Source organism: Flavihumibacter sp. UBA7668 (assembly GCF_002483205.1).
Taxonomy (GTDB): domain Bacteria; phylum Bacteroidota; class Bacteroidia; order Chitinophagales; family Chitinophagaceae; genus Flavihumibacter.
In genome coordinates this window covers 1116884-1133324 of sequence record NZ_DLHM01000007.1, presented here as the reverse complement: position 1 = coordinate 1133324, position 16441 = coordinate 1116884, and the positions used below count along the sequence as shown (strand labels likewise).

Here is a 16441-nt window from a genome sequence, read left to right as displayed (position 1 = left end):
ACCGGTGCCACCCGGCGGGTGAGAGAGCAGGATTTCCCCGATCTCACGGAAAAAGGGGTAGCCGAGGGAATCGTATTCGTACTTGTTGTCGTTGAGGATGCCATCGCGGTTAACGTAGAGGACGCCACTCAGCATCAGCTCCCGATTATGGCCACGATCCACGATATACGCCACATCAGTCAGGTAGCCATAGGACCAACCGGTTTTGTTATATATCCGTATAGAGGAAGGAACTGCTCGTTTCCCATCGCGGTAAAGGAAAAACTTGGAGTAACTGTCGAAAAACTCAGTTGTATCAAAAATCGGAAAGCGAGATTCCGAAGGCAAATCGGAAATCGCATTTAACATTAATTGCCGCGAATTCTCCGAAAGCCGAAACCGCTGCCGTTCAGGTACTGTCGATGGAAAGAGGAAGGATTGAAGCACCTGTTGCATATCGCGCAGCGGCATCCGGTTATGGGTAGTAAAATCCATAGGTTGCTGAATCAGGGAATCCGACCAATTATAATGTGCATCACCCACCAGTATCTTTTTACTGAAATCAAACGGAAAACCACTTTTTTGCGCAGGTTGTTCATAAAGTATCCGACCATCAATACTAAGAAACTGCACCGCCTCTGTAAGCCGATGCTGCTCCGCTGTCAACGGAATAAACCGACGGGTAATGCGGCTGCCATAATATCCCATCTCCTGCAAGCGGCGATTAAGCAATTCTTGTCCCACTACCTGAAACAACCGGTTATACGCATCATTATCACTAACAATCATCGCCTGGCGAATCAATTCCAATAAAGAAACAGGTGCTGAACTATCCGTTTTAACAAGTGTATGCGGATTCACTCCCAACCTGCGAAGGGTATCCATTTTTTCCAGGGCAATCAAAGCCGTTGGAAACTTAACCATCGAAGCCGGATTAAAGTAAATGGAATCATTGACATTCAGATAACGGTGCGATAACTGAGGGCGATTTTCCGCATCACGCCGGATTTCCGTATAGATCAGCTGATATTGATACAACTTCGGATTATCCAAAATATGTTTCAAAGCCGGACTCGCAGCAGAGCGGATGATTTTTTCCAGTTCAGGATCATGCAGGGTGGATTGAGCTATCGCGCAACATGTGGCTATAAAAAAAATAATAATACAGGCTGCCATCCTGCAAAAAATAACTAACATAGCGATTCACGGTATGATTAAACAGGAAGATAATTATTCCTGTTATTTTTGACGCACATAAAGCTTGCTAAAACAGTACACATGAAATTAGTTTCTTACTTGGCAGAGGGCCATGATCAGCTCGGCATCTATGTAGATGGCTTCATTTATGCGATGGAAACCCTGCATCCCGATCTTCCCGGCAATATGAATATGTTCCTGCAATATTGGGAAGAATCCTATCCGGTTGCCAAAACAGGCGAAGAGATGATAAAATTGGGAAGAATTTCCAAAGAAAGAGGCATCCCGTATGACGCAGCTTACCTGCTTGCACCAGTTCCATTCCCAACAACCTGCAGAGACGGATATGCATTTCGCCAGCACGTTGAATCGGCCCGCCGTAACCGTAAAGCACCCATGATTCCTGAGTTTGATCAGTACCCGATATTTTATTTCACCAATCATACCAGCATCCAGGGTCCCGGTGATATTGTATGCATGCCTGATCATTTTGAGCAACTCGATTTTGAACTGGAAGCAGCCATCGTCATCTGCAAAGCCGGAAGAAACATAAAAGCAGAAAATGCAGATCAATATATCGGCGGACTGATGATTATGAACGATATGAGTGCAAGGCGCCTGCAAATGGAAGAAATGCTGCTAAACCTTGGTCCCGCAAAAGGGAAAGATTTCTCTACCGTTATCGGACCATGGCTGGTAACCCTTGATGAACTGGACCGTTTTGAAATTCCCGCCAAACCCGGACATACAGGAAAAAACTGGAACCTTCGCATGCAATGCCATGTTAACGGAATCCAGGTAAGCGATGGCAACCTGGGTGATATGGACTGGACATTTGCAGAAATAATCGAACGCTGTTCTTATGGAGTAACCCTGCATCCCGGAGATGTAATCGGAAGCGGAACTGTTGGAACCGGATGTTTTCTCGAATTAAACGGAACTGGAAAATTAAACAATCCGGATTTTGAAGCACAGTGGTTGAAGGATGGTGATAAAGTAGAACTAACCATTGATCAATTGGGGGTTTTATCCAATACCATTGTAGCGGAGCCAACTGATTACTCGATCCTTGAAAGAAAAAAAATCAACCATGCAGATTGATATCGCAACGCTGCCTCCCCCTCAAAAACAGCAATGGCTGCAACATGCTATTGGTCCCCGCCCCATCTGTTTTGCTTCAACCATCAATAAAGCAGGAGAAGTAAACCTGAGTCCGTTTTCGTTTTTCAATATGTTCTCTGCCAATCCGCCAATTCTTGTGTTTTCACCATCGCGCAGGGTACGTGATAATACAAGCAAACATACCCTGGAAAATGTATTCGAAGTTCCGGAGGTGGTGATCAATATTGTAGACTACGATATGGTACAACAAATGTCTTTGGCCAGTTGTGAATTTCCCAAAGGCACCAATGAATTTATTAAAGCAGGATTTACGGAACAGGCATCCACACTGGTAAAGCCACCCAGAGTAAAAGAAAGTAAAGTCCAGCTGGAATGCAAAGTACTGGAAACAAAACCACTTGGAACGGAAGGTGGAGCCGGCTGCCTTGTTATTTGTGAAGTGCTTCGGATGCACGTTGCTGACAGTATCCTGAACGATGCGGGAACCATGATTGATCAGCAAAAACTGCAGCTTACTGCACGCCTTGGCGGTAACTGGTATTGTAAGGTGGATTCCAGCAATTTATTTGAATTGGAGAAACCTAATACCCAACTGGGTATAGGGGTGGATGCCCTTCCTGAACCAATACGCAAAAGCAATATATTAACAGGTAACAATCTGGGACAATTAGCCAATGTGCATCTATTGCCAACGGTGGATCCGGCATTTCACGATGAGCGTCTGAAGAACATTTTTCAATATTATTCCATCACACCCGATGAAATGGAAAAAGAATTACATCGGTATGCGAAGGAATTGTTGGATCAACATAAAGTTCAGGAAGCCTGGCAGGTCTTACTGGCGCTGAATTAGCCAAGCATTAAATCAGGGTAAAGCAGTTCCAGCGCAACTCCTTTAGAAGGGTAATTATCTATCAGATAACCCAGCAATTCCGGAATATTATTGCGGTAATGAATATTAGTTGCCTGCGCTGTACCAATCCATTGCAGAAATGTACTGGTAAATGATGCGTCAATTTTATTCAATACCGGAATACCAAATTGTTCCAGTGCTGCGGCATTGCATAATTGCTCATACTGTCCATGAATGGGAACTACCAGTAGTTTTTTACCCAGATGCATCACTTCGGCTGGTGTCTCAAATCCTGCTCCTGTAATCACTCCAAAAGAATTGATCATACTTTCGTTAAAGAGTCGTTGGTTTACCGGTATCAGTTTTACGTTTTTATGTTGTTCCGTCCGACGAACCTGTTTGGAAAAAACCTCAAACTGGAAAGAATTCAGTTGTTGAAGAACAGGCAGCAGAGTTTGGTCTTCATAGGCCGATAAATAAACCGTGATATGCCCTTTATTACAGGGATCTGCCTGGAGGATTTCTTTTTTGATGACAGGTTCAAAAATAAAATCATCGTACTTCTTAAAATGCAATCCGATATACTGAGAGGCCCTTGCATAGTTTTTTAGAATCCATTCTCCAAAAAGCTCCGGATTAGCCGGCCTTGGAACCAAACCGGATTGAAAAGAAGCCTGATGGCCCAGATTTACGGAAGGAACTTTTTTATACCGGCAGGCCATCGCCGTGATGGATTCAAAATCATTGATTACCACATCATATTTTTCAACCGGCAATTCTCTGATTTCTTTCCAAACCCTAACAGGATTTAACTGGGTGGCAATTTTCTTGTAATGTAATCCGCCTGTTGTATTATAAAACAGGCTCAGCCCTTTACTCCTATACCGAACAGGTAAATCATTTTGTAATTGCGAATTGGCACCACTCAGGAAAACATCCACTTTGCCATACCGTTGCAGGTAAGGTAATAACTGTGCCGCTCTGCTGATATGGCCATTGCCGGTTGCCTGTACTGATAATAAAAGCCTCATGAAAGTTGGAAGTTTGAAGTTGGAAGTTGGAGGTGGAGGTTTGACTTATATAGCGAGGGATTGCACATAAAAATTTACTTCATCGGTTACGACATTTAAAACGGGCTTTTCAATTTCAACCTTGCTGTTTTCAAATTGCTTTTCATCATAGGTATAGATATGCCAGTCGTTTTGGTAAAATTCCAGAGAGGTCATATGCTCCACCCAATCGCCGCTGTTGAGGTACATAACTTTTCCCTGATCTGTTTCCACCATCCGTTTTTGGGGCTGGTGTATATGCCCACAGATCACATAATCATATTTTTTCTCGATGGCAATTTCAGCCGCGGTCATTTCAAAATCATTGATCCGGGTTACGGCTTTATTCACCCCGGCCATAACTGATTTGGATAAACTCACGCGCTCCCTGCCAATCAGTTTCATCAGCGTGTTGATGGCGCGATTCAACAGAATCAATACCCCATATCCGCTGCTGCCTAATTTGGCCCAGAACTTGGCTGCCCCTTTAGTGGTGTTGTCAAAAACATCACCATGGAAAATCCAGGTCATTTTGGAATTGATTTCCACCACCAGTTTATCAGTCAATTGAAAGTTCCCCAATTGGATATCCGAATACTTTCGCATGATTTCATCGTGGTTCCCGGTTATATAAATGACCCTGGTTCCTTTGGCCATCATACAAAGCACTTCTTTCACCACCGCTATATGCGATGCAGGGAAATAATGCTTGCTGAATTGCCATGCATCAATGATATCGCCATTGAGAATCAGCATTTGAGGTGCGATGCTCTTGAGGTAGTTCAACACTTCCTTGGCTTTGGCACCATAGGTGCCCAGGTGGAGGTCGGACAAAATGGCTACATCAAGGGGACGTCTTTCCATAATGGGTTGTTTATCAAAATTCCCCATTGGATATTATCCCCATGTGAACCATGTATTAAAGAATTGTAATGTCTATCTAGTTCATGCGGCGTTGTTCTTCTTCCGATGCCGTTACCCGGGTAGCATTTTCTTTTGATTTTTTTGTGCCTATTTTGAATGAAAACCCGAGATTATACATCCGGAAGGAATACAAATAGCTATTGCTGGCACTGGTCTTTCGGGCAGAGTCAACCGCTTTCAGGCCATATTTGTTTCCGGAAAAAATATCCTGCACACCTAAGGATAACTGCAATTTATCTTTCGCAAAGGATCGTTGAAGCGATGCATTCACAAAGCCATACCCGATTTGTTCATCGCGCCCGTATAAAGCGGCACTTGCATACATGCCACTGATTTCGAAACTCATCTTTCCTGGCAATCGGAATTGTTGCTGGCAGCTAAATTGAACATGCCATTTTTGCTTCACTTCGTTGTTCTCTTCCATCAATACTACTTTTCTATGATAGGCTCCGGCAAACAATTGAATCGTCCATTTTTCATGCACTTGCAGCTGTTTATTCAGTGTAAACTGCCATTGGTGATGTCTGGGAATATTTGCAGCCATCACCGTTTGTTTAAATAGTGCAGTATCAAAGGAAGATTGAAATCCGGCTATAGCATTTTTTTCTCTGGCATAGGATATTCCAAACTGGTATCCATGCCATTGATAATTTAGTTGAACCAGTTGTTCAATACCAGGTTGCAGAGAGGAGTTTCCTGAAATAACTGTTTTGGGATCAGTAAAAATCAGAAAGGGCGCCAGGTTATTAAATGTTGGACGATTAATTCTTCGGCCATAACTAATATTGATCCGTTGCTGTTTACCTGGTTTCAGTTGCAGATGAAAACTCGGAAACAGATTTCCATACCGCCTGTTATATCCCTGTGTTTCCTTGTCTGTTTCCATAACAGCATCTGTTAGTTCATACCGCAGTCCTGCTTTTATTTTTGCTTTTCCTTTAATATCAAAATCAGAAGAAATATATGCTGCCGCGATTTGCTCTTTCAGTTTGTACTCTCCGGCAATATCGGGTAACAAAACCAGTTCCTCATTTTCCATTTCCAAAACTTTCATATCATTTGAAAACCCGGACTGAATACCTTTTATTCCCGAATGAAGCTGAAGTTGTGCTCCCCATTTTTTCGTCCAGTTTATATCAGCAACCCACATTTCAATTGCGGTATTTTTATAACTGAATAACTGCTGTTCATTTAACAATTGCTGGTTACTATCCAATGTATTGATATGATACGAAGTGGGGTTGTCATTATCATAACGCAAATAATCAATATTCAGTTCCAAAGCTGCTGCATTCGGCAGTTCTTCTTTCCAACTTACATTCCACAATTGATGTTTCCAATAATTGATTTCTTTGTTGGGCATGCGATAAAAAGTATCGGGTCGATTCGTTGAAAACTGACTGGTAAAATTCTCCGCTTTCATATCCCAACGATTATTGTATCCGCTGAAAAGCAGCGTGATTTTGCGTTTCGCACGAGGCTGGTATTCAATACCGGCGCGGTAAGTATGATTCCGCTGAAAAGGATCGCGCCTGGAAAATGTCTTTAGTTCATCGGCGCCGTTTGATTTCTCCGTGCGACGATTAACAATCAGATCTTCCAGTCTGGCTAATTTTGAAAATCCATAAGAACCAAACAGCAACAGTGGGCCCTTACGGTAATCGGCCTGTAGATTACCTAAGGGATGACGGCCTTTATTGATGCCCATCCCCATAGAAACTGCCAATTGCAGATTCCAGCCATCCTGAGGATCGATTGTCATAATTAAATTGATTACGCCTCCCGTTCCACTGGCATCAAATTCAGCAGGCGGAGTGGTTAATAATTCGATTTTCTTTAATTGCTGGGATGGGAGCCCTGCAAGAAAATCAAGCAGTGCATTCATAGGCATATAAAGCTGTTTCCCATTGATGGTTACGCGAACATTTTCTCTTCCTGCCAAACTAATGGTTGCGGAGCCTCGATGAACCTGAACTCCTGGTGTGGTTTCAAGAATCTGTAATACTGATTTTCCTGTTTTATTGATTACCGTGCTGAGATCCACAACGGATCGATCGGGTTGGTGCGTTAACAGCAGCTTTTTAGCCCTTACTGTTACCAGATTCAACTGATCAGATGCCGTGTTGAGTATAATTTGATAGGACATTCCGGTTCCGGGAATGAGGATGGAATCCAGGAGCTTCTGCTGATAACCAACCGCTGTTATTTTCAATTGATACAAACCAGGGGCAAGGCCGGATAGTTGGAAGCAGCCGGAATCGTTGGCGATTGCTTTCTGAACCGGCTGCGTTTCCTTCCATAATTCAACACTCGCAGCTGCTATCGGCAATTGTTGCAGATTTTCAATCTGTCCGGTTATACTATGTTGGGCGAATGCGGACAGCTGGACCACCATCAGCAAAAGCATCCATACACCGGCCCTTGCCTGATTCTTTTTCATAACAGAAGATTTAATAGGCGCAAAGCTCCTGCAGTTCGGGATCTGAGACAATCACTTGAACCGGTGGATGCCCTGCCCAAAAAGGGTGAAAGCACGCTCCGGTTCTTTGGGTTGGATGCGTTATTTTTGCGCTTCAAATTTTGGCGAATGCAATTTTCAGAACAAGAACAGATCAGAAGAGAGAAGCTGCAACAACTGCAGGAACTGGGCATTGATCCTTATCCTGCCCCAACCTATCCGGTAAATACCACTGCTGCATATATTAAGGAACATTATAAAGGTGAAGAGAATAAGGCTGATTTTACGGAAGTATGCCTGGCTGGCCGAATCATGAGTGTTCGGGATATGGGTAAAGCCAGCTTTGCAGTTTTACAGGATAGCACCGGCCGCATCCAGATTTATGTGCGCAGGGATGATATTTGCAAGGGTGAGGATAAAACCCTCTACGACAAAGTCTGGAAACACCTGACCGATCTGGGTGATATTTTCGGAATAAAAGGATTTGTGTTCACCACCAAAACCGGTGAAACATCGGTTCATGTAACCGAGTTGACCATGCTCACCAAATCGCTGAAACCCCTTCCTGTGGTGAAAGAAGCAGACGGACAAACATTTGATGAGGTGACCGATCCGGAATTCAAATACCGGCAGCGGTATGCCGATCTGGTGATTAATCCGCAGATCCGCGAAACCTTTGTGAAGCGTACTAAGATGATCAATACCATCCGTGATTTTCTGAACGACCGCGGTGCTTTGGAAGTAGATACCCCTGTGTTGCAGGCAATTCCCGGCGGAGCCGCAGCGCGTCCATTCATAACACATCACAATGCGCTTGATGTTCCTTTTTATTTGCGTATTGCCAATGAGCTGTACCTGAAGCGCCTGATTGTAGGAGGGTTTGACTGGGTGTACGAATTCAGCCGGAACTTCCGGAATGAAGGAATGGATCGCACCCATAATCCGGAATTCACCATTCTGGAATGGTATACTGCTTACAAGGATTATGACTGGATGATGGAAACTACGGAACAATTGCTGGAGCAGGTGGCCATTGCATTGCATGGAAGCACGCAGTTGACGGTGGGTGAAAAAACCATCAGTTTCAAAGCACCATTCAAACGGATTTCCATATTTGATGCTATTAAAGAGAACTCCGGTTTTGATATCAGCGGATTGGATGAAGCTGGTTTACGGGATGTATGCAAACAATTAAAAATTGATGTAGCTCCTTCTATTGGTAAGGGAAAACTGATTGATGAGATCTTTGGGGCTACGAGTGAACATACCTATATCCAGCCCACCTTTATCATTGATTATCCGGTGGAGATGAGTCCGCTTACCAAAAAACATCGCAGCAAACCCGGACTGGTAGAGCGTTTCGAACTAATGATCAACGGAAAGGAAATTGCGAATGCATATTCTGAATTGAATGATCCGGTGGATCAGCGTGAACGATTTGAGGAGCAGGTAGCCCTGATGGAGCGCGGAGATGATGAAGCCATGTTTATTGATCAGGACTTTTTACGTGCGCTCGAATATGGTATGCCACCAACAGCAGGTATCGGTATTGGTATCGATCGCCTGTGCATGTTGCTGACCAACCAGCCATCTATTCAGGATGTATTGCTTTTTCCGCAAATGAGGCCGGAGGCATGAGGGAAGGTGAAAGGTGAAAGGTGAAAAGTGAAAAGAAAGAGGTTAGAGGTGAAAGGTGAAACAAAGACAAGGCTTTTGTGTTTGTTTCACCTTTGATTTTTCACCTCTATCTTCTCACCTTTCACCTCTCACGTTTCACCTTTTAAATGAACAGATCGTTCATTAGCTTCTGATTCGGATTAACCGCATATTTAGTAAAGTCTGTTATGCCTGCTTCGGTCAGTACTTCTTCGTCGATGAAAAAATTCCCGGTGCATTCGTAGGAGGGGCGTTGAAGGATGAGGAATGCGGCATCTCCAACGATTTCGGGGGTACGACTGCGTTGGATAAGGAAATCGCCCCCTAATAAATTTTCGACTGCAGCAGTAGCGATGGTCGTTTTGGGCCAGAGTGCATTGGCTGCAATGCGATGGGGTTTCAATTCTTCTGCCAATCCGAATACCACCATGCTCATTCCGTATTTGCTCATCGTATAGGCAAGATGCGGAGCAAACCACCGCGGATCCATATTAAGTGGCGGCGAAAGATTCAGTATATGTGGATTATGCGATTTCCTGAGATGGGGAATACAGGCTTTTGCCATCAGGAATGTGCCGCGCACATTGATACCATGCATTAGGTCCCATCGTTTGGCTTCAGTTTGCTCGGTGGGGGTTAGGCTGATGGCACTTGCATTATTAATAAGGATATCTATTCCCCCCAGGCCAGCCACTGTGGCTTTTACTGCTTCTTCGATGCTTTCTTCATACCGGATATCAGCCTGAAGTGGAAGTGCGATTCCTGCTCCGGCGGCCCTGATTTCTTCCGCTGCGGTATAAATAGTGCCATCCAGTTTGGGATGTGGCTCCGTGGTTTTTGCAGCAATCGCAATATTGGCTCCTTCTGCAGCTAATTTTAAGGCGATGGCCTTTCCTATACCCCGACTTCCGCCGGTTATCAGGACGTTTTTATTCTTAAATGACATGACAAATCGGGCTTTTTATGTGGTTTAACTGTGTGTTTTTCAATATACTAACGGAAGTTAGGAGAGTTCTACCAGAATTCCGATCGTAGTTCTACTAATTCTCCAGTAAATCATGAAGCCTGCAAATTCAGCAATAGCCCTCTTGCGCAGGTATGGGGCGATTTATACTTTTGTTATGTCAGTGATCGATATCAAATCACCCAAATCCTTAGAAAAACCAGACCGATGTAAATCGGACATCCAAGATCCAAAAAAACCAAGTATCCAATTATCCTAAAGGCGAAAGCCGAAAGACCAAGTGCATCACAAATATCCAAAAAAGACCAAGTATCCAATTATCCGGTAGAAAGACCAGAAAAAACCAATGTTCCGAAGAAAGACCAAGTGATTTGTTTTCGTTGATCTGACAAAGTAGTAAGTTTTTAGAATCCATTATCTTGATTATCCAATTCCTAGTGAATTAACCACGTCCTGAAAAAAATTTGTACCTATCGATGGCCGAGACCCGTTGGTTCTGAACGTACAAAGAATTAAAAAGCCCGATGCAGTCCATTGCATCGGGTTTTTTCTTGCCCTCACCCGACCGGTGGCACCGGTCGGGTGAAACTTTTCTCCAGCTTAACATGACTCAACCTAGTGCTAAAGTAGAGTAATCAACCGTTCATCTACCGTTCTTGAACCGTTCATCTACCGTTTATCTACCGTTTTAAAACGGTCCGTGAACGGTAGATGAACGGTTGAAAGACGGTTCATGAACGGTTAATAGAGCTTTGAATCCACAAGGATGACTGAACCTTAAGCTTATAAAAAGCAGAATTCTCCGGCACACCTGGTGGCGGAGTAAATAATCACCCGTCGGGTAAACCCGACGGGTGGAAAAAGTTAAGCGAGGTTGAGGTAGGGTTTGTTACCGAGGATTTGATCAATACGATCGCAAACAGAGTCTGTAAGCAGAGGAAGAACATCCAGCGATTTCAGATTATCGGTCAGTTGTTCCTGTTTCGTTGCACCCAATATTGCGGTGGTGGTATACGGATTGCGGATAGTCCAGGCAATCGCAAGGTTCCCCATAGAAACCCCGATTTCCCCTGCAAGCGCATTTAATTCTTTGAGTTTCAGAATTTTGTCTTCCTGCATCCAGCGGTCTTTCAGCCATTCGAACCCTTCCAAACCAAGACGACTTCCTTCCGGAATACCAGCCAGGTATTTTCCCGTCAGAAATCCGGCTGCCAGCGGGCTCCAGATAGTAGTACCCATTCCAACATTTCGGAATACCGGCAGGTAATCCTGCTCCATCTTCATGCGTTCAAACATATTGTACTGGGGCTGTTCCACCACCGGACCAATTAACCGGTATTGTTGCGCTACGCGATGGGCTTCCATGATTTCAGCACCACTCCACATGCTGGTTCCCCAATAAAGGATTTTCCCCTGCTGAATCAGGTTGTGCATGGTCCATACCACTTCTTCAACCGGAACATTCGGATCGGGACGATGACAGAAATAAAGATCCAGGTAATCTGTTTGCAGACGCTCCAGTGCTTCATGACAGGCTTCCACTATATGTTTGCGGCTCAACCCGGTTTGGTTGGGCTTATTCTCCTTTCTCCAGCCAAAAAACACCTTGCTCGACAACACATAGGAAGTTCGGTCCCAAGCCTTTGCCTTTAGCACCCGCCCCATCATTTTCTCACTTTCACCCAAGGCATACCCTTCAGCGTTATCAAAGAAATTGATCCCCTGGTCATAAGCCAGGCCCATCAGTTCATCCGCCATGGAATCACCAATTTGTTTATGGAAACTTACCCAACTCCCGAAACTGAGTACGCTGAGCTGAAGGCCAGTTTTGCCCATTCGACGATATATCATAATTAATTGATTTTCAAGCTATCTTTTCCAGAAACACCACTTGAATCAGTGCCCGTCACCCCTGTTGAATCGGTAGCAATTGCCGGACCAAACCCTCCTTTTGGAACCTGCACCTGGCCGGTGATCTGTTTGATAAGGTACCAATTGAAGGACTGATCAGCCTCCAGTCCTTTACCATAAATGATTTTGTCGGGCTGATGGATTTCAACATCCTTATCGGTATAGAAAATTTCCTTATTCTGGTCCCACCAGAGTTCCTGGCTTTTGAGGGTATCTTTTTTCAGATTGAAGACCACCACACTATCGCGAAGAAAAACCCGCTGTTCTGTTTCGCGATAGCGACCATATTTTGCATTTAGCTGGCTTTCCACTTTCAGGCTGTCATTGAAAAAATCAACATGCAGGCTGTTGGGAAATTCAATATAAGGTGAATCCGTCTGATACCGGTTCATAACCGGAGCTGTCAGGCGCGCTTTCATTTTACCACCCTGACTAAGATAACTTTCTATGAATTTGGCCTCTTCAACAGCGATTCTTTTTTTAGAAAGCGCATTTATTTCTTCCTGCGTATTCTCACAAGCTGTCAGGAGCAGGGCAAAAAAAATACAGCACCCTAGCAGTGCTGTTATTTTTGAATTCAAAATATAGTGGAAAAACTTAGTCATACTTACGTTTCACGAACCAAAGATCACTTAAGGTTACCCCAAGAGAAAGCCGGAACATATTTTCCTGTAAACGGGTTTCTGGAGTTCCTCTCCTGCCAAATTCAAGGCCAAGATTAAGATTCGTGTATTGATTACTGAAACGGTTAGGGCGGATGGGGAAGCCAAATCCTGCAGTAACCGTATATTGTTTCAGCTCTTCACCTGCATAGCGGATATAGTCCGTACCATAGTTGAAACCCACCCGATAGGTTACCCGACCCCAATAATTGGATCCAAATGCATTGGGAATGAAATGTCCGCCTACTCTGAATTTATAGGATGACCCTACTGAATCTTTGGCATCATACAGCCGAAAATCATCCCAGGAGGTAGAGGAATACTCTGCACCAATCATCCATTTATCCAGTCGCTCGAAAGTAAATCCGCCAGAATACGTTGCGGGGAAAACAACTGTACCGGCCACCCCTTCTTCTGTGTAAATACTGTCCCGGATAAAAGTGCCGCCCGATTGATCATACTCAAATGTTTCCCGGGTAATATCCTTATTGGCATTATATTCACTGGAAAAAGTAGCAGTAGCACCCAAAACCAGCCGGATATCCTTACTTAGTTTAGCACGGTATTGGATTCCTGTATTAAAAGACACTCCCCCAAAATTGATTTTGGTCTGGTAGTTCCCTTTATAATACACCACGCTGTCGTTGATGAATGATTTCCGGGTGCCAAAATCCTTGGTACCAAAATAATAGCCCACATTGGCTCCGATACTGAAATTACCGAAACCCTTACCCAGTCCAAGGAATGCCTGGTAGGAGCCACCTTTCCCTTCGTACAGGGTCAGGGTAGAATCAATACTTGCACCGGTTTCCGGATTGAGTTCACGGGCAAAAGCCTGAATCTGGTAATTAATCCGGCTTATCGGACGTAAACCCACCACCATGGAGAAATTACGTTTTCTGCTCAGGGGAACCCCCAATTGCAGATAAGAGATATTGGCAAAGCTCGCTTTGTACTTCTCAATTACATTTTGCTCCTGTAAAACCTGATTTTCCACTTCAAAACCGAGATCAAAGGAAGTTGTCCTTAATCGGGCATAGGAGGCCGGGTTCATAAAATTGATAGCCTGAGGTTTCAGGTATCTGGGAACACCCTGCTTAATATCGAACCGTTCATCGTAGTCAACATATCCGGTGGTGATCCCACCCATTCCCCTGGTAACGATCGGGGTGGAAGGCACCAGGTTACCCCAACCATAACGGGAGTACGGCGAGTTTTCCTGGGCATTGGTTACCATCCCACAAAACAGCAGTACGGTTAAAAGCAGTTGGGCTATTGGTTGTTTAATTACACTCACTGATCGCATACAGTCCTTTAAATATTAAATTCTGGTCGGCAAATATCTTGTTTTTTAAGTGGGGGACAAAATAGCCTGAATTACCCCCGGTTAACAGCACGTTAAAGTTCCCGTACCGTTCCTTATAAGCATCGATAAAACCATCGATTTCCTTAGCCATCCCCAAAATAACCCCGCTGGTAATATTTGTAACGGTATCATAGCCTACCAGGGGGAAATTCCAGTCTTCTTTAACCAGGGGCAGCAGGGCTGTATAGTCTTTCAGGCTGCGGAAACGCATTTCCATACCCGGCGAAATACCGCCCCCCAGAAATTCATGATTCCGGTTGACAAAATTGTAGGTTATGGCTGTACCCAGGGCAATGGCCAGGTTGTTTTTACCGGGAAACAGGTTAACGGATGCAGCCACCAGGGCCAGCCGGTCCGCGCCAATTGTCTCCGGTTTACCTACCGGAGTTGTGAAAGGGAGCCGGGTCAGGTGGGATAGTTTATGAAAATCTGATCTTTCCTCCAGCAGGGTTTCCAACTCGGGAGGATGGTTCATTACGGAGGAAAGAATGGTTTTATCCGGACGTAACGCTTCCAGTATGGCAGCTATGGCAGCCGGTTCAATGCTTTCAATCAGATGGATTCCGGTAAGATGACCATCGCTGAAAACTGCCATTTTCTGGCGGGTATTTCCAAAATCAAAACAGAGCGTTGTGGAAGCCATACTGGGATTCGCTTGATTTACAGTTCAAAATCGAGCGAAGATAGGTTTTTAAAATGGCCGTTGAGCTTGACTTTTTCCTTCAATTGCTCCATTTCGGCCAGAACAGGCAGCACTTTCGCAAGATGGCGTTTCAGGTATTCCTGCCGCTGGAGTTCGTGCATCAAACCCAGTAACTCATATTCTTCCTGAAGAGATAATCCGGCATGATGGGCAATATCATAACTGATCAATAGTTCATCCGGTTTTTTAAATGCCTTATCAAGCTTGAGCAATTTGTGCAGATCGCGGATGCTGCTGATAAGTTTTTGCATGAGTTCCGCATTTCCTCTTCCTTCAATATTTTTTGGATAATGAACGATAGCCCCACTGTATAATTTATCAGGAATACTTTTTACCACTTCCAGCACCTTGAAAATTGAAATGCCTTCTGTTTCGATATCCATTTCTCCGTTATCATAGACTTTGCTGACAGATTTGATTCTGACCAGGGTTCCCCATTCGCCCAGTTTATTTTCCAAAACGGTCGGAATGCCAAACAACTTTTTTTCAGCAACACATTCGCTGATCAGTTGTTTATAGCGGGGTTCGAAAATATGCAGGTTTAATTGTTCACCCGGATAAACAACAATGCCTAATGGAAATATGGGAACAAAATTGGTCATGGTATTTGTCCAAACAATATTAAGAACAAATGCGCAATCATGTTCTTCAGGATTATATAACTTCATTGCATGTGGGACCAATTATTGTCAAAAATTTTACATGGTGATGTCAAAAGCATAGCTCGTTCCATTTCACTGATTGAAAATGAGGTTCCGGGCTATGAAGAGTTACTGACGGCATTACCGCATCATACCACTCCCATAATTGGTATTACCGGACCTCCTGGTGCTGGAAAATCCACTCTGGTTGATGCATTGATCGGAGAGCTGATCCGTCAGAAAAAATCAGTTGCAATTCTATGTGTTGACCCCTCTTCTCCATTCAATCTCGGTGCACTTCTGGGCGACCGTATCCGGATGAGTAACTGGTACAACCATCCTTCCGTTTTTATCCGATCTCTTGCAACGCGCGGCTCTCTTGGGGGATTACATCCGCATATCATTGAAATCACTGAATTGTTGAAAGTCACGCCCTTCGATTATATCCTGGTTGAAACGGTTGGGGTTGGACAAAGTGAGATAGAAATAGTTGGGCTGGCGGATTGCACTACGGTTGTACTGGTGCCCGAAGCAGGTGATGAAATTCAAACAATGAAAGCCGGACTAATGGAAATTGCCGACATTTTTATTGTCAATAAATCAGATCGACCGGATGCCGATTTGTTTATCAGAAACCTGCGTTCGATGCTTGCGCCAAGTTTTAGCAGAGCCAGCGCAGAAGTACCGGTAATAAAAACGATTGCCTCCCAAAAGGCAGGAATAACCGATTGGCTTCAGGCAATAGAAGACCATCTGGCCCGTCATGAAGTATCTGACAAGCGGGCCTGGTTGCTGGCCGAAAGAGCTTATCACCTGATTGAACGCAATCGGATGAAAGATGTCAATAAACAGCGTTTAAAAGAAGCGATCGAAGATTTACAAGATCGTCATGCGTTTAATTTGTATCAGTTCGTCCAGCAATTCAGGACCTAACCTTTCACCTCTCACCTTTCACC

The 16441-nt window shown here is 44.2% G+C and carries 14 protein-coding genes (1 of these 14 only partly in view); 4 read left to right on the top strand and 10 right to left on the bottom strand.

What is annotated here, in order from left to right:
- On the bottom strand, positions 1-1155 hold the 5' portion of the coding sequence (locus B2746_RS22210; protein WP_422653618.1) for a serine hydrolase. It extends 27 nt beyond the left edge of the window; 1155 of the gene's 1182 nt are visible here — the first part of the coding sequence; its start codon is at positions 1153-1155; the stop codon falls past the left edge of the window.
- Positions 1156-1257: 102 nt separating this feature from the next.
- Between B2746_RS22210 and B2746_RS22205 the strand changes: the two genes are divergently transcribed.
- Both B2746_RS22205 and B2746_RS22200 read left to right on the top strand, forming a co-directional pair.
- A complete protein-coding gene (locus B2746_RS22205) occupies positions 1258-2277 on the top strand; it encodes a fumarylacetoacetate hydrolase family protein (RefSeq protein WP_290799248.1) in 1020 nt (339 codons plus the stop codon).
- On the top strand, positions 2267-3151 hold the full coding sequence (locus B2746_RS22200) for a flavin reductase family protein (RefSeq protein ID WP_290799246.1): 885 nt from the start codon (positions 2267-2269) through the stop codon (positions 3149-3151). The genes B2746_RS22205 and B2746_RS22200 overlap by 11 nt, the downstream gene beginning before the upstream one ends.
- On the opposite strand, the gene B2746_RS22195 is transcribed toward B2746_RS22200, so the two are convergent.
- From B2746_RS22195 to B2746_RS22185, 3 genes are all read right to left on the bottom strand, one after another.
- Entirely contained in the window at positions 3148-4182 is a 1035-nt protein-coding gene (locus tag B2746_RS22195) for a glycosyltransferase family protein (protein ID WP_290799245.1), read from the bottom strand. The genes B2746_RS22200 and B2746_RS22195 overlap by 4 nt on opposite strands.
- A gap of 45 nt (positions 4183-4227) precedes the next feature.
- Positions 4228-5064 (bottom strand): UDP-2,3-diacylglucosamine diphosphatase, encoded by an 837-nt coding sequence (locus B2746_RS22190; RefSeq protein ID WP_290799244.1) that lies wholly within the window; start codon positions 5062-5064, stop codon positions 4228-4230.
- A 76-nt stretch (positions 5065-5140) separates the two neighbouring features.
- Positions 5141-7564 (bottom strand): TonB-dependent receptor, encoded by a 2424-nt coding sequence (locus B2746_RS22185; protein WP_290799241.1) that lies wholly within the window; start codon positions 7562-7564, stop codon positions 5141-5143.
- A gap of 147 nt (positions 7565-7711) precedes the next feature.
- On the opposite strand from B2746_RS22185, the gene lysS reads away from it, so the two are divergent.
- Positions 7712-9220, top strand: coding sequence for a lysine--tRNA ligase (lysS, locus tag B2746_RS22180; RefSeq protein ID WP_290799239.1), 1509 nt, complete (start codon positions 7712-7714; stop codon positions 9218-9220).
- Between the two features lie 142 nt (positions 9221-9362).
- Here the strand turns inward: lysS and B2746_RS22175 are convergent, their stop codons facing one another.
- The 6 genes from B2746_RS22175 to B2746_RS22150 all read right to left on the bottom strand — a co-directional run bounded on the left by B2746_RS22175 (position 9363) and on the right by B2746_RS22150 (position 15512).
- Complete coding sequence (locus tag B2746_RS22175) at positions 9363-10184, bottom strand: SDR family oxidoreductase (RefSeq protein ID WP_290799237.1); 822 nt, start codon at positions 10182-10184, stop codon at positions 9363-9365.
- Positions 10185-11066: 882 nt separating this feature from the next.
- A complete protein-coding gene (locus tag B2746_RS22170) occupies positions 11067-12053 on the bottom strand; it encodes an aldo/keto reductase (RefSeq protein WP_290799235.1) in 987 nt (328 codons plus the stop codon).
- Positions 12054-12055: 2 nt separating this feature from the next.
- Positions 12056-12718 carry an LPS export ABC transporter periplasmic protein LptC gene (lptC, locus tag B2746_RS22165; RefSeq protein WP_290799234.1) on the bottom strand — a complete coding sequence of 221 codons (663 nt, stop codon included), beginning with the start codon at positions 12716-12718 and terminating at the stop codon, positions 12056-12058.
- Complete coding sequence (locus B2746_RS22160) at positions 12711-14081, bottom strand: hypothetical protein (protein ID WP_290799232.1); 1371 nt, start codon at positions 14079-14081, stop codon at positions 12711-12713. The genes lptC and B2746_RS22160 overlap by 8 nt, the downstream gene beginning before the upstream one ends.
- Positions 14059-14784, bottom strand: a complete 726-nt coding sequence (locus B2746_RS22155) for a type III pantothenate kinase (protein ID WP_290799231.1) — start codon at positions 14782-14784, stop codon at positions 14059-14061. The genes B2746_RS22160 and B2746_RS22155 overlap by 23 nt, the downstream gene beginning before the upstream one ends.
- A 17-nt stretch (positions 14785-14801) precedes the next feature.
- Positions 14802-15512: an LON peptidase substrate-binding domain-containing protein gene (locus tag B2746_RS22150; protein WP_290799229.1), complete on the bottom strand. Its 711-nt coding sequence runs from the start codon at positions 15510-15512 to the stop codon at positions 14802-14804.
- Positions 15513-15515: 3 nt separating this feature from the next.
- Here B2746_RS22150 and meaB point away from each other — a divergent pair, with 3 nt between their 5' ends.
- Complete coding sequence (meaB, locus tag B2746_RS22145) at positions 15516-16418, top strand: methylmalonyl Co-A mutase-associated GTPase MeaB (protein WP_290799227.1); 903 nt, start codon at positions 15516-15518, stop codon at positions 16416-16418.
- The last annotated feature ends 23 nt before the right edge of the window (positions 16419-16441 follow it).

Bases quoted from the DNA above. Each gene is read 5' to 3' on its own strand.
- B2746_RS22155 (WP_290799231.1), bottom strand. From the start codon at position 14,784: ATGGCTTCCACAACGCTCTGTTTTGATTTTGGAAATACCCGCCAGAAA.
- B2746_RS22200 (WP_290799246.1), top strand. From the start codon at position 2,267: ATGCAGATTGATATCGCAACGCTGCCTCCCCCTCAAAAACAGCAATGG.
- B2746_RS22150 (WP_290799229.1), bottom strand. From the start codon at position 15,512: ATGAAGTTATATAATCCTGAAGAACATGATTGCGCATTTGTTCTTAAT.
- lysS (WP_290799239.1), top strand. From the start codon at position 7,712: ATGCAATTTTCAGAACAAGAACAGATCAGAAGAGAGAAGCTGCAACAA.
- B2746_RS22175 (WP_290799237.1), bottom strand. From the start codon at position 10,184: ATGTCATTTAAGAATAAAAACGTCCTGATAACCGGCGGAAGTCGGGGT.
- B2746_RS22205 (WP_290799248.1), top strand. From the start codon at position 1,258: ATGAAATTAGTTTCTTACTTGGCAGAGGGCCATGATCAGCTCGGCATC.
- B2746_RS22160 (WP_290799232.1), bottom strand. From the start codon at position 14,081: ATGCGATCAGTGAGTGTAATTAAACAACCAATAGCCCAACTGCTTTTA.
- meaB (WP_290799227.1), top strand. From the start codon at position 15,516: ATGTGGGACCAATTATTGTCAAAAATTTTACATGGTGATGTCAAAAGC.
- B2746_RS22170 (WP_290799235.1), bottom strand. From the start codon at position 12,053: ATGATATATCGTCGAATGGGCAAAACTGGCCTTCAGCTCAGCGTACTC.
- B2746_RS22185 (WP_290799241.1), bottom strand. From the start codon at position 7,564: ATGAAAAAGAATCAGGCAAGGGCCGGTGTATGGATGCTTTTGCTGATG.
- lptC (WP_290799234.1), bottom strand. From the start codon at position 12,718: ATGACTAAGTTTTTCCACTATATTTTGAATTCAAAAATAACAGCACTG.
- B2746_RS22190 (WP_290799244.1), bottom strand. From the start codon at position 5,064: ATGGAAAGACGTCCCCTTGATGTAGCCATTTTGTCCGACCTCCACCTG.
- B2746_RS22195 (WP_290799245.1), bottom strand. From the start codon at position 4,182: ATGAGGCTTTTATTATCAGTACAGGCAACCGGCAATGGCCATATCAGC.